The following is a 24,604-nucleotide window of genomic DNA, read 5'->3' on the forward strand; positions in this document are numbered from 1 at the left end:
CCGCAGGAAGCACTCGACTGCGCCTGCGGGCTCTACCTCAACGACTACACCGCGTGGCTGCAACCCCCGACGAACTAACGGGCGTGACCACTAGTAGCGTGTCGCTGCTTAGTTTTGATGCATGTGGCTGGGAGGCTGTTGTCATGGCCTCCCAGTTGAAGCGGCCGGTCAGGTTGTCGGCGCGGGATCGTGAAGAGCTGATCCGGTGGACCACGACGGGTGTGCATCCGGCGTCGTCGATCATGCGGGCGCGGGTGTTGCTCGCGTTGGACACCTCGGCGGGCGAGCCTGATCCGAAGGAAGTGATCGCGGATCGGCTCGGGGTCTCGGGTGAGACGCTGCGGCTGGTCGCCAGGCGGTTCGCCGAGACCGGCGGTGATGTGCTGGCCACGATCTCACGCAAGAAGCGTGACCTTCCGCCAGTGCCGTCTCCGGTGACCGGGGAGATCGAGGCGCGGCTGATCGCGCTGGCGTGCTCACAACCGCCGGCCGGGCATGCCCGGTGGTCGTTGCGGCTGCTGGAGAAACACGTCCAGCTCACCGAGGACATCCCGAACCTGGACCACTCAACCATCGGCCGGGTTTTGAAAAAACGGAACTGCGTCCTCATCTGAGGAAGTGCTGGAACATCCCGCCGCGGGCGAACGCGGAGTTCGCCGCCCGCATGGAAGACGTCCTCGCCGTCTACGCCCGGCCCTACGACCCCGCCCGTCCGGTGGTGTGCATGGACGAGAAACCCTTCCAGTTCCTTGGCGAGGTCCGCGACCCGCTGCCTGCCCGGCCGGGCCGCGATGCCCGCCAGGACAGTGAATACGTCCGGTGCGGAACCTGCTCGATCTTCGTGTGGACCGAGCCCTTACGCGGGTGGCGTCGTGTCCACGCCCTGACCCAGCGCACCAAACTCGACTGGGCCGAGCAGGTCAAAGAACTCCTGACCGTCGACTACCCCGACGCCGGGACCGTGGTGCTGGTCATGGACAACCTCAACACCCACGGCATCACCCGGCGAGGCCTTCGCCCTGGCCCAGCGCCTGGAGATCCACCACACCCCCAAACACGGATCCTGGCTCAACATCGCCGAGATCGAACTGTCCGCACTGTCACGGCAATGCCTCGACCGCCGCATCAGCGACCTCGACACCCTCAACACCGAACTCACCGCATGGCAACACGCCACCAACACCGAGCAACGCAAGGTCCGCTGGCAGTTCACCACCGACGACGCACGCGTCAAACTCCGCCACCTATACCCCAAGAGTTAGCCGCGACAATCTACTAGCGCGGCTCGCCAGGTTCGGTCGGCAGCGTGATCGGTGGCGGCTCGTTCGGGTTGCCGGGGTTGGCGGGCGGTTGGTTCGGGTTGCTGTTCGCCGGTTCGGTCGGCACCGGCGGCGGGACGTAGCCCGAGCTCACCGAGAGCGTGATGACCGTGCCGCGCAACGCGTTGCCGCGCGGCGTCTGGCTCACGACCGTGCCCTTCGGCTGCTCGGAGTTGACCGTCTGCTGGCTCGCCTTGTAGCCGGCCTGCTCCAGGATCCGCACCGCGTCGTTGGCCTGACGGCCCACCACGTCTGGCACCTGGATCTCCTTGCCGCCCTTGAGGTAGCGCTGGTCGACCGGTGGCAGGGGCTTCGCCGGGATCGACCCGTGGACCTTCGTCATGGTGTCGAACCAGGTCTTGGCCGGGATCGTGCCGCCGAAGATGTTGCCGCTGCCGCACAACCGGGGCGCGCCCGCACCGGCCAGGCAGATCGGGCGCGGCGAGGTGCCGTCGTTGTACACCTGCACGGCGCCCGCGAAGTCCGGGGTCGCGCCGATGAACGCCGCCGACTTGTACTCCTCGGTGGTGCCCGTCTTGGCGATCATCGGGCGGGTCCACTTGGCGGCACGGGCGGCGGCCGCGGCGGTGCCGTTGCCCTGGTCGTCCTTGCTCATGCCGACGGCGAGGCCGTTCGCGAGGCCCTCGGCCACGACCTGCTCGCACGGCGCCTCGTTGAGCGGCACCAGCTTCTGGTTGCGGTCCAGCACCTTCGCGATCGGCGTCGGCGGGCACCACTTGCCGCCGCTCACGATGGTCGCGGCGACGTTCGCGAGCTCCAGAGTGGACACCGGTGCCGGCGACAGCGTGAAGGAGGCGTTGCCACCGCCCTGCTTGTAGAACTCGGTCTGCGAGATGCGGTTCTGCTTGTCCTTGGCCTTGGGGTCCGGCCGGGTGCCCTGCAGGTTCGTCGCCATCGTCTCGCGCATGCCGAGCCGCGAGGCCATGTCGACGACCGCGTCCATGCCGGTCTGCTCCTCGAGGATCACGAAACCGGTGTTCGGCGACGTCGCCAGCGCCTGCTGCATCGACATCGACGACGGGTAGCTGCCGTCGAAGTTCGACAGGCAGTACCAGCGGGTGCCGGGCTCACCGGTGCTCGGGCAGCGCTGGGCGCCACCCTTGAAGACCTTCGAGACGTGGTGGGTCGGCGTCGCCATGACGTTCTCGATGCCCATGCCCTTCTCCAGCGCCGCCGCCGCCGTGAAGACCTTGTAGACCGATCCGGCGCCGAACTTGTTCTCCACGCCGCTGGGCAGGTCGAACGTCGTCTGGTTCTGCTGCGCCTTCAGGCCGTAGTCGCGGTTCGCGACCAGCGCCATGACCTCGTGGCGCTCCTTGCCGGGCCGCACGACGGCCATCGTGTTCGCGATGCCGTCGATGTTCTTGGCGACACCCGCCTCCGCGGCCGCCTTCGCCGTCGAGGTGACCGCTCTGTCCAAAGTGGTCTGAATGGTGTAACCGCCGGTGCGCAGCTGCTCCTCGCTGAAACCCGCGCGCTGCAGGTAGTTCACGACGTACGAGCAGAAGAAACCGTTTTCCGGGCCGGCGCCGACACAACCGTTCGGTGGCGTGCGAACGGGGTTCGCGAGCCCGAGTCCTTCCTTCTTCGCGGCTTCACCGGCATCGCGCGAGAGCTTGTCGTTCTCGACCATCCTGTCGATCACTTTGTTGCGCCGCTCCAGCGCTTTGTCCGGATACGCTTCGGGGTCGAGCGCTGACGGACTGTTGACCATTCCGGCGAGCATCGCGGCCTGAGGAACCGTCAACTTGTCGGGCGTGGTGTTGAAGTAAGCCTGGGACGCCGCCGCGATGCCGTAAATGGTCGATCCGAAAGGGACGACGTTCAGGTACCGGGCGAGGATCTCCTCCTTGCCGAGCTTTCGCTCCAGCTGCAGGGAGATCCGGGCCTCGCGCATCTTGCGCGCGATGGTCTGCTCCTGCGCCTTGGCCTGCTCCAGCTTGTTGTTCCGCGCCACGACGTGCACCAGGTAGTTCTTGACGTACTGCTGCGTCAGCGTGGAGGCGCCCTGCGACACCGAGCCGCTGACCTGGTTCGTCAGCCCGGCGCGGATGGTGCCCTTCCAGTCCACGCCCTGGTGCTCGTAGAACCGGCGGTCCTCCACCGAGATCAGCGCCGCCTTCATGGTCGGCGAGATCTTCTCGGGCGGTGTCAGGACTCTGTACTGGTCGAACAGGTAGGCGATGGGCAGCCCGTCCTTGTCGGTGACCGTGGTGATCAACGGGGGATCCGTGGTCACGAGGTCGGCCGAGATGCTGTCCACGGTGTCGCTGGCGCGGTTGGACACGAGGCCCGTCGCGCCCACGACTGGGAACAGCATGCCGGCGAGGAGAACCCCAGCCAGCAGGCACAGGCCGAGCATCTTGAGCACGCCATTCCTGACTCGCACGCAGGTCAGCGTACGCCGTACACGAACGGGTGAAGGTGATCAGTAAGGCCCGTTACTCAGCATGAGTAGACATACGCAAGACAGGTAACAGTCGGGTGACCCAGGCTTGGACGTGGAACCGAACGGCACTACAGTCCGTCAACGTCCAAGGAATGCAGCCGTGGCTCGAACGCTACGGCATCCGTGGCAGGGGTGTGGCGGATTTCCACATTTGGACAGCACTGAGGAGTGGGGGATATGAACCAGGGGGATTGGCGTATCAACGCTTCGTGCCGTGATGAGGAGCCGGATCAGCTCTTCGTCCGAGGTGCGGAGCAGCGCAAGGCGAAGCTCGTGTGCCTGGGTTGCCCAGTTCGCATGGAATGCCTGGCCGAAGCGCTGGACAACAGGATCGAGTTCGGGGTCTGGGGAGGCATGACCGAGCGCGAACGCCGTGCTCTGCTGCGTCGCCGTCCGGACGTCGACTCGTGGTTCGAGTTGCTCGACAACGCACGTCAAGAGCACCTCGAAGACACGAGGGTCGGCTAAAGCTCACTCCCCGGCCAGGCGCCGACCTATCTCTCGGAGGCCGTCCAGGTCGTGCACGTCCGCGGGCAACGCGGGCACGCCGACCAGCGCCACACCGGGGTGAGCACGTGTGAACCGGGCCAGCAGTCGCCTTTCCCGATCGGCGACTGCTACCCGGTCCGCATGCAGCCTGAGCACTGCCGCCGCGAGTGGCGCGTCACCGGAGCGATCCAGGTCGTCCGCCGCTGCGAGTGCCTTCGCCGCGGGCAGGTCCGTCGCGATGACGGGGTGAGTCCTGTTCGCGACGAGCCCGCACAACGGCATGTTCTCCGCGCTGAGCCGTTCAACGAAATAGCTCGCTTCGCGCAATGCGTCCGGTTCCGCCGCCGCCACCACGACAAATCCGGTGCCCGGTGAGCGGAGCAGCTCATACGTGCGCTGAGCACGTTCGCGGAAACCGCCGAACATGCTGTCGAACGCCTGAACGAAAGTTGACGCGTCCTGCAACAGCTGGCCGCCGACGATCGTCGACACGGCACGTGTGAAAAGGCTGAAACCGGTTCCGACGATCTTCATCAACCCACGGCCGCTCGCGCGTGCGGGCGCCGAGAGCATGCGGATGAACTTGCCGTCGAGCACGGTCGACAGTCGCTGCGGCGCGTCCAGGAAGTCCAGCGCCGACCGCGACGGCGGAGTGTCGACGATGATCAGGTCCCACTCGTCCTGCGCCACCAGCTGGCCCAGCTTCTCCATCGCCATGTACTCCTGCGTGCCGGAGAACGACGAGGAAATGGTCTGGTAGAAGGGGTTCGACAGGATCTGGTCGGCCCGGTCGCGGCCCGCGTGGGTCAGCACCATGTCGTCGAACGTGCGACGCATGTCCAGCATCATCGCGAACAGCTCGCCCTTGGGCTCGAAGCCCTCGACGACGACCTCGCGCGGGTGGTTGTCCAGTTCCCGCAGGCCCAGTGACTGCGCGAGCCGCCGTGCCGGGTCGATGGTCAGCACCACGACGCGCCGGCCTCGTTCCGCCGCCCGCAACGCCAGCGCCGCCGCCGTCGTGGTCTTGCCGACGCCGCCGGACCCGCAGCAGACCAGCACGCGGGTCGCCGGGTCGTCCAGCAACGGGTCGAAGTCGAGCCTCGCGGTCACCGCACACCTGCCGCGACCAGCACCTCGGCCAGCTCGTACAGCGCGGCCACGTCCACCCCGTCGGTCAGTTCCGGCAGCTCGAGCGTCGGCAGGTCCGACTCGCTGAGCAGCTCCATGGCTTCCTGTTGTGACTGCACCCGGATGGCGTGCTCCACCGTCTCGTCGACCAAACCTTCGAGCGTGAAGTCGTCGAGCTCCAACCCGGCCGACTTGAGCCCGGAGAGCACGCGGGACGAGTCGACCTTGCCTTCCGCGGCGACCGGAACGGAACGGACGGGCAGGCGGGCCGGGTGGACCCGGTTGACCAGCACCGCGCCCGGTCGCAGGTCCGCGCCGTCCAGTTCGGAGACCGCGTCGAGGGTCTCGCGGACCGGCATCTCCTCCAGCAGCGCCACCAGGTGCACCGCGGTGTCGCCGGAGTGCAGCAGCCGCACCACGCCGTCGCTCTGACCCTTGATCGGACCGACCTTCGCGAGGTCGGCCATGGCCTTCGTGACGTCCAGGAACTTGACCACGCGCCCGGTCGGCGGCGCGTCCAGCACCACGGCGTCGTAGAGGTGGCGGCCGTCCTTGCCGGTGCGGTTGACGCACTCCTTGACCTTGCCGGTCAGCAGCACGTCCCGCAGGCCAGGCGCGAGCGTCGTGGCGAACTCGATGGCGCCCATCTTGCGCAGCGTCCGTCCCGCGAAGCCCAGGTTGTAGAACATCGCCAGGTACTCGAGCAGCGCCGCCTCGGCGTCGATCGCGAGTGCGTGCACCTCACCGCCACCCGGCGCGGACGCGATCCGTTCCTCCGAGTACGGCAGCGGGGCGCGGTCGAAGAGCTGGGCGATGCCCTGGCGTCCCTCGACCTCGATCAGCAGCACCCGGCGGCCACCGGTGGCGAGCGCCAGTGCGAGCGCGGCGGCGATCGTGGTCTTCCCGGTGCCGCCCTTGCCGGAGACCACGTGCAGGCGGGCTCGGGTCAGCTCCTCGGTCCACGACGTCACACGTCCAGACTAGGTGTGAAATCGGTCGAAGGTGGACTGGTCGGTCAATCCATCATGGTGAGGAAGAAGACGGCCATCGCGGTTGCGGCGACGAGCGCCCACGCGACCACCGACGGCAGCCACAGCGCGATGCTGACCGTGATGACGCCCACGACCACGAGCCCGATCAGCCCCGCCTTGACGACGTCCGCGTGGTGGCTGTGCTTGCGATCACGCACCTGCGCCATGGCGACGAGCACCATCACCAGCCCACCCACCCCGAACAGGCTGGTAGCGATGATCCGCCACGTCTCCATGTGATCAAGGTAGTCCGAACGGCCGGAACCACGCATAGGTCGATCGGGTGGCAAGTTAGGCTCCGCGCATGACGAAGTGGGAGTACGCGACCGTGCCGTTGTTGATCCACGCCACGAAGCAGATCCTCGACCAGTGGGGCGAGGACGGCTGGGAACTGGTCACCGTGCTGACGAACCCGACCGGTGAGCAGCACGTCGCGTATCTGAAGCGGGTGAAGGGATGAGCTGGAGCACCCGCCTGAAGGAGCTCGGCATCGAGCTGCCCGGCGTCGCCGCCCCGCTCGCCGCCTACGTGCCCGCCACGCAGAGCGGTCCCTGGGTCTTCACCTCCGGCCAGCTGCCGTTCGTCGAGGGCCAGCTGCCCGCCACCGGCAAGGTCGGCGCCGAGGTCTCCCCGGAGGAGGCCAAGCAGTACGCCTCGACCTGCATCCTCAACGCGCTGGCGGCGGTCCACGCGCTCGTGGGGATTGACTCGATCAAGCGAGTCGTGAAAGTTGTCGGTTTCGTAGCCTCCGCTGAGGGCTTCACCGGCCAGCCGGGTGTCGTGAACGGTGCCTCGGAGCTGCTCGGCGAGATCTTCGGCGACGCGGGCAAGCACGCCCGGTCGGCCGTGGGGGTGGCCGAGCTGCCGATCGGCGCTCCGGTGGAGATCGAACTGATCGTCGAGGTGTGACATGTCGGACACGTGCCACGAACTGCTGCTGCGGCTCGCCGGACGCCTTCCGGACGACCTGCTGTGGCGGTACCGGGACTGGGCGGCTTCTGACGCGTATGCGGTGCTCGCGCGGTCTTTGCCGCGCACTCTGCTGCACGGGCGCATCCCTCTGACTGATCACGAACTGCGCCTTTTGCAGGACGCGCTGGTGCCCTATGGAGCGGAACCCGGTGCTGTCAGTTCGGTCAAAGGGCTGGACGAACTGCCACCCACCGACTACACCTTTTCCCCGGAATCACCCGATCGGGTGCCGATGGGGGATTCCGCGACCGTCGTGCTCGGTGCCACGCTGCGAGGCCGGCACGGGGTCGGTGAGGTTCGCTCCTGCTGGCGCATCGGTCCCTCCGGGATCAACCGCGTCCTGCTGGTAGCCGCCACCACCGGCCACGCCCGGCTGACCGGCGAGTTGCAGCGCGTTCTGCGGGCATTGGGCGAACACGACCCCTGCGTGGAGGTCGTGCCGTCCGGTCTGGACCTTCCGCCCTACCACCGGGCGGCGTTGGCGGCATCAGAGCTGGTGTGCGCCGGCGCCGAGTCCGAGGAGCACCTGGTGCTCAGCTAAGGAGAGTTGACGTGACGAACGACGGTGTCGGTCTGCCGGTCCGTCTCCACGATCTCCTGCTGTCGATGGCCGGGCGCGTGGACGACGACGCCCTGTCTCAGGCACGAGAGTTCCTCGCGGTCGGAGAGCTCGACCGCGCGGTCGAGATGCTCGTCGGCACTCTTCTCGCGGGCAGCATCCCGGTGCTGCCGGACGAGAGAGCAGCCATCACGTGGGCGCTGCACGAGGTGCGCTCGGACGCTTCGCTGACCGACCGCCTGCCGGTCGTCGAGCTGCTGCCGTTCGTGCGCCACCGCTTCACCGCCGAGAGCGACCCGGTCGCGGATCTGGCGGGCGTGCTGAACCGAGCGGTGTCGGTGCTGCCGGACGTCCGTTCGGTGCGTTGCGTCTGGCGTTCGTCCCCGGCGGGTTCCACGCCGGGCCCGTTGCCGCAACGGGTCGTGCTGGTGGACATCGGTCCGCAGGGCTTCGCGCCCGCGACCTCGTACCGGGTCGACGCGGTGCTTCGCAAGGCGGGCATCCGGGCCTCCGTCGAGGTCCTGACCGTCGGAACCCAGCTCAGCGAGTACCACGCCTCCGCGGTGACGGCGTCGCGTCCGGTGCCGATCTCGGGGGCACCCATGGCGCCGCCTCCGCCTCCGCCACCGCCGCCGGCCGCCGTGGCGCACGACCACCTCTCGCACGAGCAGCCCACCTGGTTCGACCAGTCCGAAGACGTTTCCGCTCCGGCGCCGGTGGCCGAGCCGACACCGGCGCCGGAGCCAGTAGTGGAAGAGACCGGCTCACGTCGTTTGCGCACACCCTCCCTGGAGGGCTCGCAGCCGTTCCCGCCGAAGCCCGTGAAGCGGATCTCGATGGCCCCGGCCGAGCCGGAGATCGAGGCCCTGCCGGAGCCCATGCCGATCAACAGGGCCGAGGTGACCACGGAGCTGAAGCCGGACGAGCTGGCGGCCCTGCAGGCCGCTCTGGCCGAGACGCCGGAGCCGTCGTCGGTTGACGCGAACCTGAGCGAGCGGGAGCGGGCACTGCTGCAGCAGCTGCACGAGGAGCTGGCGCAGCGGGAGCAGACCGGGGCGAAGGCGACCGACACCGGTCGCTGGCAGATCGACCGGTCCTCGGCTCGTCAGTCGGCGTTCGGCACGTCCAACAACGGGCACCTGCCTCAGTAGGTGCGCAGGTACTCCAGCTGGGCCTGCACGGACCACTCCGCCGCGGGCCACAGCACCCTGTCGACGTCCGCGTAGACGATCTCGACGACCTGGCGCGGGGTTGGTGCGCCACCTAGTTGCTCCACTGCTTGGCGAACCTGTTCCAGCCGTTGGGTGCGGTGGGCCAGGTACATCCGCGCGGCCTCGCCGGCGTCCGCGAGCTCGGGGCCGTGGCCGGGCAGCACGGCGGTGTTCCCGGGGAGTTCGGCCAGCAGCTTCAGGGACTCGAAGTAGTCGCCGAGCTTGCCGTCCGGGTGGGCGACGATCGTCGTGCCGCGGCCCAGGACCGTGTCGCCGGTCAGCACCGCCTCGCCGTCGATCACGAAGCACAGCGAGTCGCTGGTGTGGCCGGGCGTGCCCAGGACGCGGAGCTCCAGACCCGCGCTGGTGATCACGTCTCCGTCGGTCAGTCCCTCTGAGCCGTAGGTGAAGGTCGGGTCGAGCGCGCGCACCGGAGCGTTGACCAGTTCGGCGAACTCGCGGGCGCCCTCGGAGTGGTCCGGGTGGCCGTGGGTCAGCAGGATCTCGGCGATCGGGCCTTGTTCGGCGATCCGCTTCAGGTGGGCCTGGTCGAGCGGACCGGGGTCGATGACGACGAACTCAGCGGCGTCCGGAGCCTTGAGGAGCCACGTGTTGGTGCCGTCGAGCGTCATCGGGCTCGGGTTGTCGGCCAGCAGCACGGCGGCGTGTTCGGTCACCTGACGAAGTTCGCCGTACTTCGGGTGCGCGGCGCGGGCGCCGATCAGCGGGGAGCCGCTCACGGGAACACCACCCGGATCGTGTCGCCGTCGCGGATCAGCTTGGGGATGATCTTCTCGACGCTGCGTTCTTCTGCCATGACCTTCTCGACGGTGCCGAGAGCGCCCACCTCGTCGAGCGTGCGCCACGTCGGCGGCATGAGCATGCGGCGGCCGTCCTGGGCGTCCTGGATTGCTTCGGACGGCGTCTGCCAGCTCGCGTCGGAAGCCTCGGTGGTCTCACCGTCGGCGCGTTGGCCAGATGGCAGCGCGGCGACGAAGAAACGGGTGTCGTAGCGGCGAGGCTCCTCGAGCGGGGTGACCCAGTTCGCCCACGGGCGCAGGAGATCGGCTCGCAGGACGAGGTTGCTGGCCGCGAGGAACTGGGCCAGCGAAATTTCGCGGTCGACCAGCTGCTTGCGTGCGGTGGCATAGGCCGAAGTGTCGGCGACGACCGAGTCCGGATCAGGCCCCGCGAGCAGGACGCCGGACTCCTCGAACATCTCGCGGACCGCCGCGCACACGAAGGCACGGGCCATCGCCGCGTCGACGCCGAAGACCGAACCCCACCACTCCGGCGGCGGACCGGCCCAGGCGACGGACGTGTCGGCGTCGCGCTGATCCACGCCACCACCGGGAAAGACGGTCATGCCGCCCGCGAACGCCATGCCCTTCACTCGACGCAGCAGGAAGGCTTCGAGGCCTTGCTCGCCGTCCCGCAGGAGCACCACGGTGACCGCGTCGCGGGGCTCGGCGGGTTGAGTTGTCGGCGATGTGGGTACCAGGTTCCCCGGCAAGGTCATGTCGTCGGGCATTCTCCGAGCGTACGACCGCGCTTACCCGAGGATGGTGTGATGGCGACGAACGTCTCCGGCTGCCTGGTGAAGATCCTGCTGTTCCTGCTCGGCGCGGTGCTGGGCACCGGCCTGACCGCGGTGGCGGGCGTGGTGATGTTCGTGCCGGACCGCACGACCGTGATCAGCGTCGACCCGACGTCGACCGCGCCCGGCGTGTACGTGAAGAAGGTCGAACGGCTCGTCGGCGGCACCTACTACGAGATCTGGCTCGGCCCGTCAGCGGACCGCGGCCACGTGGTGACGGTGCCCAACGGCTGGGAGCACGACCCCGAGCGCGAAACGACGTCCACCGGCATGCGCCTGAAGTTCGACAACGGAGGCGAGATCTTCGTCCCCAAGGCCAGTTACTCCTGAGGCAGGATGTGAGAGTGGACGAACAGCTGCGCGTAGGACTTGTCGGTGCGGGCCCGTGGGCTCAGATGATCCACGCTCCCGGAATCGCGAACCACCCCGGCACGACGCTGACCGGCGTGTGGGCGCGACGTCCAGAAGCAGCGCAGGAGCTCGCCCACGCCCACGGCGCCGAACCGTTCGCGGACTACGCGGAAATGCTGTCCACTGTGGACGCCGTGGCGTTCTGCGTGCCGCCGGGCGTCCAGGGCCCGATGGCGATCGAGGCGGCTCAGGCCCGCAAGCACTTGGTGCTGGAAAAGCCGATCGCGGAGACCGTCGAGGTGGCCTCACAGCTCGTCGCGGCGGTCGACGAGGCTTCTGTCGCGTCCCTGGTGGTGCTGACCCGCCGGTACGCCCCGGAGACCAAGGAGATGCTCGCCCAGCTGCACCGCACGGGCGGCTGGATCGGAGCCGACAGCCGCTGGCTCGCGGGCGCGCTGCTGGACGGCCCGTTCTCGAACTCCCCGTGGCGGCACGAGAAGGGCGCACTGGACGACGTCGGCCCGCACGCGTTCGACCTGCTGGACGCGGCGCTGGGCGAGATCACCGACGTGATCGCGGCGAACGTCACCCCGGCCGGCCTCTGGCAGCTGATCCTGCAGCACGCGGGCGGAGCCACCAGCACCGTGTCGCTGTGCCTGTCGTTGCCGATGCAGCCGCCGTTCGCCGATTTCACGATCTTCGGAACCAACGGGCACCGAACGCTGTCCAACCGGGACACCCCTGCTCTGGACTGCTTCACCAACCTGCTCGACGACTTCGTGGCCATGGTGCAGAGCGGCACCACGACCCACGAGTGCGACGTGCGCCGCGGCCTGCACCTGCAACGGATCATCGACCTCGCCAGGAGCAAGGCTGAGGCGTGAACCTCTAGAAGTACCCGCTCAAGATCGCGCTGAACGCGCCAACGTCACCTGTCGGCGCTTCCGCCCAATCCTCGTGCCACGCCAACGTTTCCGGCGTGCCCTGGTGCCGGACGAACACGTGCTGGTGGAAGTGCGCCACCACCCGCCCCACAACAGCCGAGAACACGAACTCGGGATCCAGCTCGGCCCGCAACCCCACAGCCACCAGCCGAGCAGCCCGAGCCACCGCCTCGGCTTCGGCGACCGTGAGCGAATCCAAAGTCGCCACGTGCCGCCGCGTCTCCACGAACAGATGCCCCAGCACCGAACCAGGCTGGTGCGACACGACGACGAGGTCGTCGGCGAACACCACTGGGCCGACCAGCGGCCCCGAACCCCGATGCTTGGCGCAGATCAGGCATCCTTCCGTCACCCGCTGAGACGACATGCTTGCGCTCCGTTCCGTCGTCCGAAATTGTCAGACCCTCTCGCTAGCGTCCCAGTCATGGACCTCACCGCCACGACAGCCGAACTGGCCGGTGCCGCTGCCGAGGTGGCGCGGCTGCTGCCCACCCGCGTGCTCGACCCGGTGCTGGCCGGACTCCGCATCAAGGCAACTGCGGACGTCGAGATCGCGGGCAGCGACCGGGAGCACGGAGTGCGCCTGACCGTGAACGCCACCGTCCACACCGAAGGCGAGGTGCTCGTGCCCGCGAAGCCGCTGGCGGCGACCCTCCAGGCGCTGGACGACCCGCAGGTGAGGCTGAAGGTCGAAGGTCAACGGCTGGCGATCCGCACGCCGAGCTCGAGGTTCGCGCTCCCGCTGCTCGACCTGAACGACCACCCCGGCATCCCGGAACTACCGGCGAGACAAGGCACTGTCGACGCGGACAAGTTCAGGATCATCGCGGCGGTGGCGGGTGCGGCGTCCAAGGACGACGCGTTGCCGATCTTCACCGGCATCAGGATCCAGTCGGACGAGCACAGGCTGCACGTCATGGCGACTGATCGCTATCGCATGACCTACGCGACGCTGTCGTGGGAACAAGAAGGTCAACTGGACCTGTTGGTACCAGCGAAGCCGATCATCGAGGCGGCGCGGCAGGCCACCGGCAGGGTCGCCCTGCACGCAGGCGAGGACCGCATCGGCCTCACCTGGGACAACAACGAGATCTCCACCGCACTTCTGGCCGCTCCGTTCCCGGACGACCGGGCGCGCCGACTCCTGGAGGCAGTCATCGACAGCACGGTGCTCGTGGACGCGGACGCCCTCGCCCGCGCCGTCCGCAGAGCCACGCCCTACGGCGGCCCGCACCAGGCGGTGACCATCCAGGTCGAGGACTCGGAGCTCCGGGTCAAGGGCAGCGACCCGCAGCAGGGCGAGTCGGAGGAGTTCGTCAAGGCCACCGTCGAGGGCGACCGGCTGACCAAGACGTTCCAGGCCCGCTATCTCGCGGACGCGCTGAAGGCGTTCGCAGGCCGCCGGATCGAGCTGAAGATCCAGGACGGCCTGCGGTCCACGGTGCTCACCTCGACACCCGGCGAAGACGGCGTCGAGCTGACGTACCTGGTGGTGCCGATGCGCTCAGTCGCCTAGCACGGGCGGGCCCGTCAAGGACCGCCACGGCGCCGCGTGCGGAGAGACCCCGCACGTTGCGGCCTGGTGCGGCGCCGCCGAGCTGGCCACCGGCCCGGCCAACACCGCGGAAGTGGTCAGCGGGCGGCGAGGTCCATCTCGGACCGCGAAGGCAGCGCGTGCGGAGAATCCCGGCACGTTGCCGCTTGGTGCCGCGCCACCGAGTTGGTCAGCGGCGCGGCCACCACGGCGGAAGTGGTCAGCGAGCGGCGAGGTCCATCTCGGACCGCGAAGGCAGCGGCTCCGCCACGGGCACGCCGCGCTGGACGGTGCCGCGCAACAGCCACACCGCCGTAGCGATCAGCAGACCCGCCACACCGGAGGCGACGAACGCCGGCCTGGTGCCGAAGTGCTCGATCAGCTGACCGGACAGACCCTGGCCGAGCGCGAGGCCGACGGTCACCGAGGTGATCACCCAGCCGAACGCCTCCGCGGCCATGCCGTTGGGCGTGACCTGCTCGATCGCGGCGGAGTGCGCGGTCGACTGCGGCGTGATCAGCGTGCCGACCACGAACAGCGCGATACCGAGCCCGACCAGCGTCAAGGGGATCGCCAGCAGCAGCGACAGCAGTCCGAACCCGCCCAGCAGCACCGGCAGGCGCAGGTGCATCGGGCGCGGCCACGGGCGCATGCCGTAGAGCACGCCGAAGATCACCGAGCTGATCGACCACAGCGACAGCATCAGGCCGCCCATCGAGGCGTGGCCCTCGGCCTTGGCGAACGCAGGCACGGCCACCTCGACGAAACCGATGGTCACGCCGAAGCCGAGTGCGGCCAGTGCGACGGTCCGCATGCCGGTGTAGGCGAACGCGCCGAGCAACGGGCGCGGAGCCTGCTCGACCGGGCCCCAGGCGCGCACGACGGGGTTGAACGCGAACCACAGCGCACCGAAGACCATCATCACGGCCCCGGCCACCACACCTGTGCCCGCCCACGGCGCCGCCAGCAGCAAACCGGCGAGACCCGGCCCGAGGATGAAGAAGACCTCCATGCTGATCGACTCGTAGGCGTAGGCCGCCATCCGCGTCGCGCCGGAAGGCACCATCCGCTCCCACAGCGCACGCGAGGCCGAGCCCACCATCGGCTCGGAAGCGCCGACACCGAGGGCCAGCGGAACGAGTACGAACACCGACGCACCGGCCTCGACCGCGATCACCGACAAGGTGACGAACACGGCGAACAGACCGGTCACGAACATCAGCGGACGGGTGGGGCCGAAGCGGTCCATCAGTCGTCCCTGGACGACCGAACCCATCGCCACGCCCACCAGCGCCGCCGCCGAGACCATGCCGGCGACCGCGAACGACCCCGTCGCGCGCTCCACGTAGAGCAGCAGCGAGAGCCCGACCATCGCGATCGGGAGGCGGGCGAGCAGAGACGCGACCACAGGGCCACGCATGCCGGGGGTCGTCAGAGCTGCGCGGTAGTCGGAGAGACGGGCGGAGTGGGACATGCGTACCAGTATGCCAAATCTGGTACGGAAGTACCAGGTCGGGGTGCGCAGGGTCACGATGGTTGCGATTGGGTCACGGGAATGGGATGACCGGGTGAAACATGCAACGAATCGGCCACGCACGAGGTCCTTGAGGGTGAAAGGGCTTGAGTGGTCGGGGTGGAGACGTGCGAAAGTTGACTCATCCACCGAGACCAACCTCTGGCTTGAGGGTCGGGGCCTACGCGCCAGAGGGATGGAAGGCACGGTTCGTCGGGGGATGGGCCGTGCAACACAAAGGACCGGTGCGCCACGTCGGGGGTGGCGCCCGGTCCTTTGTGTTTCTCCTGAGTCCTAGCGGGCTCGGCGCGCGAGGCGCTCCGGGTCCAGGATCAGCACGCTCTTGCCTTCGAGCCGCAGCCAGCCGCGGTGCGCGAAGTCGGCCAGAGCCTTGTTCACGGTCTCGCGGGACGCGCCGACGAACTGCGCGATCTCCTCCTGCGTCAGGTCGTGCGTGACGCGGAGCAGACCGGCCTCCTGCGAGCCGAAGCGCTGTGCGAGCTGCAGCAACGCCTTCGCCACGCGGCCCGGCACGTCCGTGAAGATCAGGTCGGCCAGCATCGAGTTCGTCCGGCGCAGCCTGCGGGCCAGAGCCCTCAGCAGCTGCTCGGCGATCTCCGGCCGGTTCGTGATCCACTGACGGAGCGCGGGGCGGTCCATGGACACCGCGCGCACCTCGGTCACCGTCGTCGCAGTCGACGTGCGGGGGCCGGGATCGAAAATGGACAGTTCACCGAACATGTCGGAAGGTCCGAAGATCCCCAACAGGTTCTCGCGGCCGTCCGGCGACTTGCGGCCGATCTTCACCTTGCCGGACTGGATGATGTACAGCCGGTCTCCCGGCTCACCCTCCGCGAAGATCACATGGCCACGCGGGAACTCCACCGTCTCCAGGGTCTGCGCCAGCGCCTCTGCGGCTGCCGGGTCAACTCCCTGGAAGATGCCCGCTCGCGCCAGGGTCTCGTCCACCTCGTCCCTCCTAATCGACGCGACGGCACGCCTACCACCATCTTTGGTGGAGTCAGCGCCGTGCCGCCGATCACTGCGTTGCAGTCTAAGGGCTGCGTTGTGGATCGCCGCTCGGCTCGCCGTCTTACTAGGAACAACCCGACTGACTCGATCCAGAGCCCGACGAACCAGTTTACGCCATTCGGGTGGCGGTCAGCACGGGGCCGTCAACGGACGCGCTTGCGCTGCGCACCACGGCCGCGGCGACGCAGGCGGAACATGTCCAGGGCGCGACCGATGCCGTGTCCGTAGAGCGCCTTGACCTCTTCAGGCCTGGCGGACTCCAGGAACTCCTCGACCTCGTTCTCCTGCACGGCGACGTGCCGGAGCTTCGCTTCGACGCGCTCCATGAAGAGCGCGAAGAACATGATCACGATCGGGACGACGATCACAAACCAGGCAGTCATGATGCTCCGCAGTGTGGCGCATGTGGGAATCGAGTACGTGTCTAGGGGGTCGTGTCGGCGTGTTGACTACGCTGAATCAGTGCCCGCTACCAAGAAACCGGAAACCAAGCTCGGCTTGACCCGCAGGGCCCGCCGGATGGTGCGCGTGCTTGCCGAGGGATACCCCGATGCGCACTGCGAGCTGGACTTCACGACGCCGCTCGAGTTGATCGTGGCGGTCGTGCTGTCCGCGCAATGCACCGACAAGAAGGTCAACGAGGTCACTCCCGCGCTCTTCGCGAAGTACCCGGCTGCCGCCGACTACGCCGGCGCGGACAGGGTCGAACTCGAAGAGATGATCCGCCCGACCGGTTTCTACCGGAACAAGGCAACGTCTCTGCTAGGTCTCGGTGCTGCTCTTGTGGAGCAGTACGACGGTGTGGTGCCGGGCACTCTGGAGGAGCTGGTCAAGCTCCCTGGTGTAGGACGCAAGACCGCCAACGTGGTTCTGGGCAACGCGTTCGATGTGCCGGGCATCACAGTCGACACCCACTTCGGGCGTCTCGTCCGCCGCTGGGGCTGGACCGAGCTCGAGGACGCGGTCAAGGTCGAGCACGCGATCGGCGAGCTCATCGAGAAGCGCGACTGGACCATGGCCTCGCACTGGATCATCTTCCACGGCCGCCGCGTCTGCCACGCCAAAACCCCTGCGTGCGGGGCCTGTCTGCTGATGAAGGACTGCCCGTCGTACGGCCTCGGTCCAGAAGACCCGGACAAAGCGGCCAAGCTCGTGAAGGGCGACGAGAAACCGCACCTGCTCGAGCTCGCCGACCGGGTCCGGTCCGGTGAGAAGCTTGTGGGGTGAACAACCGCACGCGCTGGCTCGTCCTCGTGCTCGTCCTGGGCGTGGCGGGTGTCGTGGCGTTGTGGCCCCGTGACAGGTCACCGGAGCCGCAGCCCACGTCCTCCCGCCCGGCCCAGGACGTTGTCGCGTTGCGCGCGCAGGCACAGCTCAGGGCGTGCCAACCCAAGGGTGACGGCGGCGTTGACGTGACGTGCCTGGGTGACGGCACCCGGACGGCTCTCGCGCTGAAGGGCCCGCTCCTGATCAACTTCTGGGCGACCTGGTGCCAGCCGTGCCAGGAGGAGCTGCCCGTGCTCGACACCTATGCGAAGCAACCAGGTGCGGTCCCGGTCGTCCCAGTTCTTGTGGACAGCAGGGAAGCCGACGGCCTGGAGCTGCTCGCGCGGCTCGGTGTGCGGTTGCCCTCGGTCTACGACGGCTCCGACGAGCTGCGCAAGCGAGTGAAGGCGCCGATGACGCTTCCCGCCACGTATTACGTAGCAGCGGACGGCACGGTCCGGCAGATCACGGATCCGCCGTACTTCAAGGTGCCCGAGCAGGTGGAGAAGGCGGTTCGATGACGGAGGCAGCAGAGCCACCCGACTGGATGCAGCGCCTGGCCAAGGCCACCGAGGACATCGACGCGAGCACGTTCATGCGAGTTCCTCGGGCGCCGTCGGAAGGTGTGCGCGAGGCGGCGGTGCTGATGCTGTTCGGCGAGGACGAGAACCACGGTCCGGACGTGCTGCTGCTGCGCCGTTCGGACACGCTGGGCTCGCATCCGGGCCAGGTCGCGTTCCCCGGCGGGGCGTCCGATCCGGACGACGGCGGGCCTGTCGGCACCGCATTACGCGAGGCTTACGAGGAGACAGGTGTACTGGCGTCAGGAGTGAGACCGCTGGCTCTGCTGCCGGAGCTTTACGTACCGGTGTCCGGGTTCGTGGTCACGCCTGTGCTCGCCTACTGGGAACAGCCGAGCCCCGTCGCACCTGTCGACCCGGCGGAGACCGCCGCCGTCGCTCGGGTGCCGGTCGCGCACCTCGCCGATCCTGCGAACAGGTTCCGGGTGCGTCACCCTGCGGGTTACGTCGGAGCGGCCTTCTCCGCGCCGGGCATGCTGGTGTGGGGCTTCACCGCGGGGTTGATCAACGGCCTGATCGCACTCGGCGGCTGGGAACAGCCGTGGGATGCGACCGATGTGCGTGACCTTGAACTAGCGTTGCGCGCTACACAGTGAGGCGGAGGTTTCGGGTTGAACTGGGTTGACCTGCTCGTGCTGGGCCTTGCCGCCGTAGCCGCGGTGTCCGGGGCCAGGCAAGGCATGGTCGTCGCGCTGCCCGCGTTCGTCGGTGTGCTCGTCGGCCTGATCCTCGGCACGCAGATCGCACCGCTGCTGGTGTCCCAGTTCGAGAACGTCGTCACCAAAGTCGTGTTCGCCGTCGGCATCGTCGTGCTGCTCGTGGCACTGGGCGAGACGATCGGCGTCTACATCGGCAGGACGATCAAGGCTCGGGTCAACGCGTCGCCGTTGCGCGGCGCGGACAACGCGCTGGGTGCGATCGTGCAGGGCCTGGTCGTCTTCATCGTGGCGTGGATGATCGCGCTCCCGCTGACCTCGGTCGTCGGCCTTCCCGACCTGACCTCGTCGCTCAAGCAGTCGGTGATCCTCGGCAAGGTCGACGACACCATGCCGCAGGCGGCCCGCGTGCTGTCCGGCGACCTGCAGAAGCTCTTCGACGTGTCGGGCTTCCCGGCGGCGATGGACCCGTTCAACCGCACGCCGCTCAAGGAGGTCGAGCCGCCGAACGACCAGTTGGCGGGCTCCCCGGTCGTGAAGCGGCTGCAGTCGTCCGTGCTGAAGATCCGCGGTCGCGCGCCGTCGTGCTCGCGTGCCCTGGAAGGTACCGGGTTCGTGATCGCGCCGGAACGCGTCATGACCAACGCGCACGTCGTCGCCGGCACCAACGAGGTGACGGTCGAGGTCGGTCGCGGCCAGTTCGACGCGACGGTCGTCTCCTACGACCCGCGCACCGACATCGCCGTGCTCGCGGTGCCGGACCTGCAGGCCACGCCGCTGCAGTTCCGCTCGGACGAGGTGCAGCCGGGCGAGGACGGCATCGTGCTCGGCTATCCGCTGGACGGCCCGTTCAAGCCCTCGCCGGCCCGCATCCGGGAGCGCATCCCGCTGCTGCGCGGCCCGGACATCTACGACGCGCAGACGGTCACCCGCGACGTCTACACGGTTCGCGCCGAGGTCCGGTCGGGCAACTCCGGTGGCCCGCTGGTCGACACTCAGGGCCGCGTGATGGGCGTGGTCTTCGGTGCCGCGGTCGACGACCCGGAGACGGGCTTCGTGCTGACCTCCCAGCAGGTGCAGCAGGCCGTGCAGAAGGCGCCGACGCTGACCCGCCGGGCGTCTACGCAGGGGTGTGCCTCGTAGCGATGCCGTCGAGCACGTAGCTCAGGCCGGTGTCGAACCACGGCCCGGCGCTGGTGTGCTCGGCGTCGTACATGACCTTGGCCAGCGTCGGGAACTTCCCGGTGGCCAGCATCCGCCCCATGTAGGGCCCGGACGCCGCCTGCCACTGCTCCTCGGTCAGGCCGCTGGACTGTTCTTCACGGGTTTCGGCGATCTCGTTGCCGACCGCGCCGCGGACGAACGCCATCACCGTGCCGACCGCCCCGAGCACGTGGTCGATCGTCGGGAACTCGGGCCTGCCGTCGAGCGTGGCCAGTGACGCTTCCATGTAGGCCAGCGAGTTCGGGCCGCGGTGCGGGCGGCCGCCGAGCAGGTCGATGAACCACGGGTGCCTCTTCGCCGCCTCGCGGATGCCGTGGGCGATCCGGGTCAGGGCCGCACGCCACTCGGTGCCCGGCGCCGGCAGCGTGATCTCGCCGTAGACCTCGTCGACCATCAGGTCGAGCAGCTCGTCCTTGGTCTCCACATAGCCGTAGAGGCGCATCGGGCCGGCGTTCAGCGCGGCGGCGACCTTGCGGATCGACACCTCGTCGAGCCCGCCGGAGTCTGCGAGCTCGATCGCGGCGCGCACGATCAACTCCCTGCTCAGCGGGGTCGGCGACGGCTTGCTGGGCGGCTCTGGGCGGTCCCACACGACTTCGTTCGACATCGAGGTGGACAATACAGCGTCTCACTGCGATACAGTGTATTGAGCGATACGCCGTATTGAGGAGGGGTCTTGAAGACTTCGGTGTTGGTTGTCGGGGGAGGCCTGGCGGGGACGTCGGCCGCGTTGTTCCTGGCGTGGCGCGGGGTGGACGTGACGCTGGTGGAGAAGCATCCGGGCAGTTCACCGCACCCGCGGGCGGTGGGCTTCAACGCTCGGGTGGGCGAGTTGCTGCGCGCGGTCGGACTGGAGGACAGGCTGCCGCCGAGCCGGGTGGGGAAGGGCTTCGGCATCCGGCGGGTCCGGGTGTCGAGCCTGGTCGGGGAGCGGTTCGAGGAGACCTTCTGGTCGCCGCCGGAGCAGCTGTCGGACATCGAGTACTCGCCCAGCAAGGGCGTGGGGGTGGCGCAGGACAGGATGGAGCCGCTCCTGCGGGACGCGGCCAGGGAGCTCGGCGCGGACATCCGGATGAGCACCCGGATGCTGGAGTTCTCGCAGGACGACGACGGCGTCACGGCGATCGTGCAGGGCGACGGCGAGCCGTACGAGATCCGGGCCGACTACCTCGTCGCGGCCGACGGCCACCGCAGCCCGATTCGCGAAGGGCTCGGGATCACCCGCACCGGGCGCGGCTACATGCACACCTCGCGCAGCGTGCTGTTCCGCGCGCCGCTGGAGGAGTACCTGAAGGACGGGATCGGCCAGTTCGTCGTGGACGGTGTCGGCTTCCTGACCACCTACGGCGACGGCCGCTGGGTCCTGATGCTCGAAGACCGCGAGTACACCGAGGCCGAGCTGCTAGCCAGGATCAACCAGGCCATCGGCAGGGACGACCTCGACGTGGAGATCATCACCACCGGTCGTTGGACGATCAGCGCGGGCGTCGCGGACCAGTTCTCGGCCGGACGGATCTTCCTGGCCGGCGACGCCGCGCACACGTTGCCGCCGAGCCGCGGCGGGTTCGGGGCGAACGTCGGCATCGAGGACGCGCACAACCTCGCCTGGAAGCTCGCGGCCGTCGTGAAAGGCGAGTCACGTCCGTCCCTGTTGGACACTTACGACGCCGAGCGACGTCCGGTCGCGTCGCTGTGCCACCAGCAGATCTTCGCGCGCAACGACGGCCACAACCGGGACCAGGCACCGGAAGACGCCGAGCTGATCGACAACAACGCGATGCACTACGGCCAGCTCTACCGGTCGGCCGCGGTGCTCGGCGCGGGTCCGGAACTGCCGCCCGCGCAGTTGCCCGAGCAGTGGAACGGCCAGCCGGGCACGCGGGCTCCGCACGTGTGGATCGAGCCGGGCAAGTCCACTTTGGACCTGTTCCAGCGCGGCTGGGTGCTCGTCGCGGACCACCCGCAGTGGGAGGAAGCGGCCAAGCCCCTCGGCATCCAGTACGAACGCATCGAGCGGCTGGACGTGTTCGGACTGTCCGAAAAGGGCGCCTCGCTCGTACGGCCCGACGGCTACATCGCGTGGCGTTCGGTGGAGCTGCCGGACGACCCGGCCGGGGCCCTGGCGACCGCGTTCAGGAAGTCTTCTGCAGGAACTCGGTGATCAGCCTGCTCGTGGTGTGGGACGCCTCCTGGTTCGGGAAGTGCCCCACCTCGGGCAGGCACCGCAACTCCGACCCCGGCCCGAGCCACGGCCGCGAGTCGCGGGCGGAGGACTCCAGCGTGATCGGGTCCAGGGAGCCGTGGATCTGCAGCACCGGCACCTGCATCGGCTTGTCGACGGCCTCGGCGAACCGGCGGCCGTCGCTGCGGATCTGCGAGCGCACCGCCCAGCGGAAGTACTCCATCGCGCTGTGGGCGACGCCCGGCACCATCATCGCCTGGCGGCAGCGGCGGATGACCTCGTCGAACTCGGGCGCCGACCGCCACTTCGGGCCGGACCACGCCGACAGCAGCCGGGCGACCTGCATGGCGTTCTCGCCGGTCAGCCAGCGTTCCGGGTAGATCGGCAGCTGGAAGCGCAGCACGTGGGAGTTCACGCGGGGATGTCTGCGGAACGCCCGGCGCATCGCGAGCGGGTGCGGTGCGGCCAGCACCGAGATCGACGAGACCAGGCGCGGGTGGATGGCGCCGACCGTCCAGGCCGTGGCGCCGCCCCACGCGTGACCCACCAGGTGTGCGCGTTGGGCGCCGAGCGCCTTGATCAGGCCCGCGATGTCACCGGCGAGCGTGAAGCCGTCGTAGCCGCGTGGTGGTTTGTCCGAGTCGCCGTACCCGCGCAGGTCGACCGCCACCGCGCGGTATCCGGCCTCGGCCAGCGCGGTCAGCTGGTGCCGCCACGACCACCAGAACTCGGGGAACCCGTGCAGGAGCAGCACGAGGGGCCCCTCGCCGAGTTCGGCGACGTGCAGGCGGATGCCGTTGGCCGAGACGTCGCGGTGCGTCCACGGACCCGCGACCCGCACCACCGACGGGTCCGGCTTGCGGCTCAGTTGTCGTCGCCCCTGCGCGTGAGGGCCGCGACGGTGTCCTTCGCGGCCGCGATCGACTTCTCCGGCGCCCTGATCTTCTTCAGCTTGCGCACGCCGAGCCAGGCCAGTGCCCCGACGGCCACGAGCATCACGACGAACACAAGTCCGAAGCCCGCCCACCGCGGCCAGCCCCACCACTCCGAGAAGCCGAAGCCGAGCGCCATGAACAGGAAGAACAGGCTGAAGCAGAGCACCGTGAGAGCGGCGATCAGGTAGGCGCTGCCGAACGCGCCCTTCTTGACCTCCTTGACGATCTCGCCCTTGGCGAGTTCGACCTCTGCTCTGACCAGAGTCGACATGTGCGCGGTCGCGTCTCGGACGAGACCGCCGATCGACGCCTCGGCCGTCGGGTCGTCTGCGGTCAGCGGAATCGACGCGATGTGCTCCCTGGTGGTCACTCGGACATGGTGCCATGAGCCCGGCTCCGGCGAATGAGCAACACCGCGGCGAGCAACGACGCGATCATGGACGCGAGCAGCACGGCGGCCTTCGCCGTCTCGGCCTGGCCGAGGGAGAGCTCGGCGATCAACAGGCTGACCGTGAACCCGACCCCGCCCAGCGTGGCCACCGCGACGATGTCCCGCGGCCCCGCGCCGGCCGGCCAGACCGCCGCCTTGAACCACACCGCCAGCGCCGACGCCCCCACGATCCCGATCACCTTGCCGACGACCAACCCGACCATCACGCCGATCGCGATCTTGTCGGAGAACAGCTTCCCGAACGCCTCCGCGCCCACCGGAATCCCGGCCGCGAACAGCGCGAACACCGGTACCGCGACACCGGACGACCACGGCTGCAGCCGGTGCTCGAGCCGGACCGCCGGCGCCTCCTGCTCGTAGGGGTCGCGCTTCACCCGCGTGAGCAACGCCAGTGCGACGCCCGCGATCGTGGCGTGGATGCCGGACTCGTGCATGAACCACCAGGTGGCGAGCGCGATCGGCACGTAGAGCAACGGTGTGGTGATCCGCTTGTGCTGAAGGAACCAGTACAGCGCCAGCAGCAGTACGACCGCGCCCGCCGCGAGCAGGTTGAACTTCGCGGTGAACAGGATCGCGATCACGACGATCGCGCCCAGGTCGTCCACCACGGCCAACGACAACAGGAACACCCGCAGGCTCGACGGCAACCCGGACGCGGTGATCGCCAGCACGCCGAGCGCGAACGCGATGTCCGTCGCGACGGGAATCGCCCACGCCTTCTCGATGCCCGGCTGCCCCCACCCGATCGTCAACGCGATCAGCGCGGGCACGATCATCCCGCCGATCGCCGCCACCACGGGCAGGATCGCGGCCTTCAACTCCGACAGCTCTCCGACGACGAGCTCGCGCTTCAGCTCGAGCCCGGCCACGAAGAAGAAGACGGCCAGCAACCCGTCCTTGGCCCAGTCCCCAATGGACAGTGGCCCGACAGGCAGGTCCCGCAGCCCGAAGTAGGCGGCCGACAGCGGCGAATTGGCCCAGATCAGCGCTATGGCCGTGGCTCCGAGCAGCACCATGCCACCGACGGTTTCCGTGCGGAGGTAACGGGCGAACTCGGCGACTACGGCCTTCTTGCGCGACATGGGGCTCCCCGGTGGTCAGCAGGTACGGCAAATCCTCGTGCCGACCAGACTTCCCGGCTCACCCTGACGCAACCTTA

At 68.6% G+C, this 24,604-nt stretch carries 29 protein-coding genes and 1 pseudogene; 16 read left to right on the forward strand and 14 right to left on the reverse strand.

What is annotated here, in order from left to right; genetic code table 11:
- The first annotated feature begins 143 nt into the window (after positions 1–143).
- The 3 genes and pseudogenes from ABZ345_RS29630 to ABZ345_RS29640 all read left to right on the forward strand — a co-directional run bounded on the left by ABZ345_RS29630 (position 144) and on the right by ABZ345_RS29640 (position 1,262).
- Positions 144–614 (forward strand): helix-turn-helix domain-containing protein, encoded by a 471-nt coding sequence (locus ABZ345_RS29630; protein WP_359855680.1) that lies wholly within the window; start codon positions 144–146, stop codon positions 612–614.
- A 110-nt stretch (positions 615–724) separates the two neighbouring features.
- Positions 725–982, forward strand: a pseudogene (locus tag ABZ345_RS29635) (IS630 family transposase); the annotation flags it as partial.
- Between the two features lie 49 nt (positions 983–1,031).
- A complete protein-coding gene (locus ABZ345_RS29640) occupies positions 1,032–1,262 on the forward strand; it encodes a hypothetical protein (protein ID WP_359856040.1) in 231 nt (76 codons plus the stop codon).
- 13 nt (positions 1,263–1,275) lie between these two features.
- Here ABZ345_RS29640 and ABZ345_RS29645 read toward each other — a convergent pair whose 3' ends face one another.
- Positions 1,276–3,729 carry a transglycosylase domain-containing protein gene (locus tag ABZ345_RS29645; protein WP_359855682.1) on the reverse strand — a complete coding sequence of 818 codons (2,454 nt, stop codon included), beginning with the start codon at positions 3,727–3,729 and terminating at the stop codon, positions 1,276–1,278.
- 237 nt (positions 3,730–3,966) lie between these two features.
- Between ABZ345_RS29645 and ABZ345_RS29650 the strand changes: the two genes are divergently transcribed.
- The gene (locus ABZ345_RS29650; RefSeq protein ID WP_109630938.1) at positions 3,967–4,257 is read left to right on the forward strand and encodes a WhiB family transcriptional regulator; all 291 of its coding nucleotides are present in this window, start codon (positions 3,967–3,969) and stop codon (positions 4,255–4,257) included.
- Positions 4,258–4,260: 3 nt separating this feature from the next.
- Here ABZ345_RS29650 and ABZ345_RS29655 read toward each other — a convergent pair whose 3' ends face one another.
- From ABZ345_RS29655 to ABZ345_RS29665, 3 genes are read right to left on the reverse strand one after another with little or no spacing between them, the layout of a single operon-like run.
- Positions 4,261–5,388 carry an ArsA-related P-loop ATPase gene (locus tag ABZ345_RS29655; protein WP_359855685.1) on the reverse strand — a complete coding sequence of 376 codons (1,128 nt, stop codon included), beginning with the start codon at positions 5,386–5,388 and terminating at the stop codon, positions 4,261–4,263.
- Positions 5,385–6,377, reverse strand: a complete 993-nt coding sequence (locus ABZ345_RS29660; protein WP_359855688.1) for an ArsA-related P-loop ATPase — start codon at positions 6,375–6,377, stop codon at positions 5,385–5,387. The genes ABZ345_RS29655 and ABZ345_RS29660 overlap by 4 nt, the downstream gene beginning before the upstream one ends.
- 44 nt (positions 6,378–6,421) lie before the next feature.
- The gene (locus ABZ345_RS29665; RefSeq protein ID WP_359855690.1) at positions 6,422–6,673 is read right to left on the reverse strand and encodes a hypothetical protein; all 252 of its coding nucleotides are present in this window, start codon (positions 6,671–6,673) and stop codon (positions 6,422–6,424) included.
- Positions 6,674–6,741: 68 nt separating this feature from the next.
- Between ABZ345_RS29665 and ABZ345_RS29670 the strand changes: the two genes are divergently transcribed.
- From ABZ345_RS29670 to ABZ345_RS29685, 4 genes are read left to right on the forward strand one after another with little or no spacing between them, the layout of a single operon-like run.
- Positions 6,742–6,897: a DUF4177 domain-containing protein gene (locus tag ABZ345_RS29670; protein ID WP_112262548.1), complete on the forward strand. Its 156-nt coding sequence runs from the start codon at positions 6,742–6,744 to the stop codon at positions 6,895–6,897.
- The gene (locus ABZ345_RS29675) at positions 6,894–7,346 is read left to right on the forward strand and encodes a RidA family protein (RefSeq protein ID WP_359855693.1); all 453 of its coding nucleotides are present in this window, start codon (positions 6,894–6,896) and stop codon (positions 7,344–7,346) included. Before ABZ345_RS29670 ends, ABZ345_RS29675 begins: the two co-directional genes overlap by 4 nt.
- A 1-nt stretch (position 7,347) precedes the next feature.
- Positions 7,348–7,950: a hypothetical protein gene (locus tag ABZ345_RS29680; protein ID WP_045311610.1), complete on the forward strand. Its 603-nt coding sequence runs from the start codon at positions 7,348–7,350 to the stop codon at positions 7,948–7,950.
- Between the two features lie 11 nt (positions 7,951–7,961).
- Complete coding sequence (locus ABZ345_RS29685; RefSeq protein WP_359855696.1) at positions 7,962–9,119, forward strand: hypothetical protein; 1,158 nt, start codon at positions 7,962–7,964, stop codon at positions 9,117–9,119.
- On the opposite strand, the gene ABZ345_RS29690 is transcribed toward ABZ345_RS29685, so the two are convergent.
- Both ABZ345_RS29690 and ABZ345_RS29695 read right to left on the reverse strand, forming a co-directional pair.
- Positions 9,113–9,919: an MBL fold metallo-hydrolase gene (locus ABZ345_RS29690; RefSeq protein WP_359855699.1), complete on the reverse strand. Its 807-nt coding sequence runs from the start codon at positions 9,917–9,919 to the stop codon at positions 9,113–9,115. The two genes, ABZ345_RS29685 and ABZ345_RS29690, sit on opposite strands and share 7 nt — an antisense overlap.
- Positions 9,916–10,710 (reverse strand): NUDIX hydrolase, encoded by a 795-nt coding sequence (locus ABZ345_RS29695; RefSeq protein WP_359855702.1) that lies wholly within the window; start codon positions 10,708–10,710, stop codon positions 9,916–9,918. Before ABZ345_RS29695 ends, ABZ345_RS29690 begins: the two co-directional genes overlap by 4 nt.
- Positions 10,711–10,749: 39 nt before the next feature.
- Here ABZ345_RS29695 and ABZ345_RS29700 point away from each other — a divergent pair, with 39 nt between their 5' ends.
- Positions 10,750–11,106, forward strand: a complete 357-nt coding sequence (locus ABZ345_RS29700; protein ID WP_359855705.1) for a hypothetical protein — start codon at positions 10,750–10,752, stop codon at positions 11,104–11,106.
- A gap of 14 nt (positions 11,107–11,120) precedes the next feature.
- Complete coding sequence (locus ABZ345_RS29705) at positions 11,121–12,011, forward strand: Gfo/Idh/MocA family oxidoreductase (protein WP_359855707.1); 891 nt, start codon at positions 11,121–11,123, stop codon at positions 12,009–12,011.
- 4 nt (positions 12,012–12,015) lie between these two features.
- Here ABZ345_RS29705 and ABZ345_RS29710 read toward each other — a convergent pair whose 3' ends face one another.
- Positions 12,016–12,438, reverse strand: a complete 423-nt coding sequence (locus ABZ345_RS29710) for an HIT domain-containing protein (RefSeq protein WP_359855710.1) — start codon at positions 12,436–12,438, stop codon at positions 12,016–12,018.
- A gap of 57 nt (positions 12,439–12,495) precedes the next feature.
- Here ABZ345_RS29710 and dnaN point away from each other — a divergent pair, with 57 nt between their 5' ends.
- Positions 12,496–13,587: a DNA polymerase III subunit beta gene (gene dnaN, locus ABZ345_RS29715; protein ID WP_359855713.1), complete on the forward strand. Its 1,092-nt coding sequence runs from the start codon at positions 12,496–12,498 to the stop codon at positions 13,585–13,587.
- 238 nt (positions 13,588–13,825) lie between these two features.
- On the opposite strand, the gene ABZ345_RS29720 is transcribed toward dnaN, so the two are convergent.
- The 3 genes from ABZ345_RS29720 to ABZ345_RS29730 all read right to left on the reverse strand — a co-directional run bounded on the left by ABZ345_RS29720 (position 13,826) and on the right by ABZ345_RS29730 (position 16,533).
- Positions 13,826–15,079: an MFS transporter gene (locus ABZ345_RS29720; protein ID WP_359855715.1), complete on the reverse strand. Its 1,254-nt coding sequence runs from the start codon at positions 15,077–15,079 to the stop codon at positions 13,826–13,828.
- 333 nt (positions 15,080–15,412) lie between these two features.
- Positions 15,413–16,087: a Crp/Fnr family transcriptional regulator gene (locus ABZ345_RS29725; protein ID WP_030469453.1), complete on the reverse strand. Its 675-nt coding sequence runs from the start codon at positions 16,085–16,087 to the stop codon at positions 15,413–15,415.
- A 206-nt stretch (positions 16,088–16,293) separates the two neighbouring features.
- Positions 16,294–16,533: a hypothetical protein gene (locus ABZ345_RS29730; RefSeq protein WP_359855718.1), complete on the reverse strand. Its 240-nt coding sequence runs from the start codon at positions 16,531–16,533 to the stop codon at positions 16,294–16,296.
- Positions 16,534–16,669: 136 nt separating this feature from the next.
- Here ABZ345_RS29730 and nth point away from each other — a divergent pair, with 136 nt between their 5' ends.
- The 4 genes from nth to ABZ345_RS29750 are packed head-to-tail and all read left to right on the forward strand — an operon-like array spanning position 16,670 to position 19,796.
- Positions 16,670–17,377: an endonuclease III gene (nth, locus tag ABZ345_RS29735; RefSeq protein WP_359856043.1), complete on the forward strand. Its 708-nt coding sequence runs from the start codon at positions 16,670–16,672 to the stop codon at positions 17,375–17,377.
- A complete protein-coding gene (locus ABZ345_RS29740) occupies positions 17,374–17,937 on the forward strand; it encodes a TlpA disulfide reductase family protein (protein ID WP_359855721.1) in 564 nt (187 codons plus the stop codon). Before nth ends, ABZ345_RS29740 begins: the two co-directional genes overlap by 4 nt.
- Entirely contained in the window at positions 17,934–18,593 is a 660-nt protein-coding gene (locus tag ABZ345_RS29745; RefSeq protein WP_359855724.1) for a CoA pyrophosphatase, read from the forward strand. Before ABZ345_RS29740 ends, ABZ345_RS29745 begins: the two co-directional genes overlap by 4 nt.
- Positions 18,594–18,608: 15 nt before the next feature.
- A complete protein-coding gene (locus ABZ345_RS29750) occupies positions 18,609–19,796 on the forward strand; it encodes a MarP family serine protease (protein ID WP_359855727.1) in 1,188 nt (395 codons plus the stop codon).
- Here the strand turns inward: ABZ345_RS29750 and ABZ345_RS29755 are convergent.
- Positions 19,774–20,484 carry a TetR/AcrR family transcriptional regulator C-terminal domain-containing protein gene (locus ABZ345_RS29755; RefSeq protein WP_359855730.1) on the reverse strand — a complete coding sequence of 237 codons (711 nt, stop codon included), beginning with the start codon at positions 20,482–20,484 and terminating at the stop codon, positions 19,774–19,776. The genes ABZ345_RS29750 and ABZ345_RS29755 overlap by 23 nt on opposite strands.
- A 69-nt stretch (positions 20,485–20,553) precedes the next feature.
- On the opposite strand from ABZ345_RS29755, the gene ABZ345_RS29760 reads away from it, so the two are divergent.
- On the forward strand, positions 20,554–22,038 hold the full coding sequence (locus ABZ345_RS29760; RefSeq protein WP_359855733.1) for an FAD-dependent oxidoreductase: 1,485 nt from the start codon (positions 20,554–20,556) through the stop codon (positions 22,036–22,038).
- Here the strand turns inward: ABZ345_RS29760 and ABZ345_RS29765 are convergent.
- The 3 genes from ABZ345_RS29765 to nhaA are packed head-to-tail and all read right to left on the reverse strand — an operon-like array spanning position 22,010 to position 24,527.
- On the reverse strand, positions 22,010–22,927 hold the full coding sequence (locus tag ABZ345_RS29765) for an alpha/beta hydrolase (RefSeq protein WP_359856046.1): 918 nt from the start codon (positions 22,925–22,927) through the stop codon (positions 22,010–22,012). The genes ABZ345_RS29760 and ABZ345_RS29765 overlap by 29 nt on opposite strands.
- On the reverse strand, positions 22,924–23,364 hold the full coding sequence (locus tag ABZ345_RS29770) for a phage holin family protein (RefSeq protein WP_359855735.1): 441 nt from the start codon (positions 23,362–23,364) through the stop codon (positions 22,924–22,926). Before ABZ345_RS29770 ends, ABZ345_RS29765 begins: the two co-directional genes overlap by 4 nt.
- On the reverse strand, positions 23,361–24,527 hold the full coding sequence (nhaA, locus tag ABZ345_RS29775) for a Na+/H+ antiporter NhaA (RefSeq protein ID WP_359855738.1): 1,167 nt from the start codon (positions 24,525–24,527) through the stop codon (positions 23,361–23,363). The genes ABZ345_RS29770 and nhaA overlap by 4 nt, the downstream gene beginning before the upstream one ends.
- Positions 24,528–24,604 lie beyond the last annotated feature (77 nt).

Source organism: Lentzea sp. NPDC005914, assembly GCF_040629405.1.
In the GTDB taxonomy this organism is placed as follows: Bacteria; Actinomycetota; Actinomycetes; order Mycobacteriales; family Pseudonocardiaceae; genus Lentzea.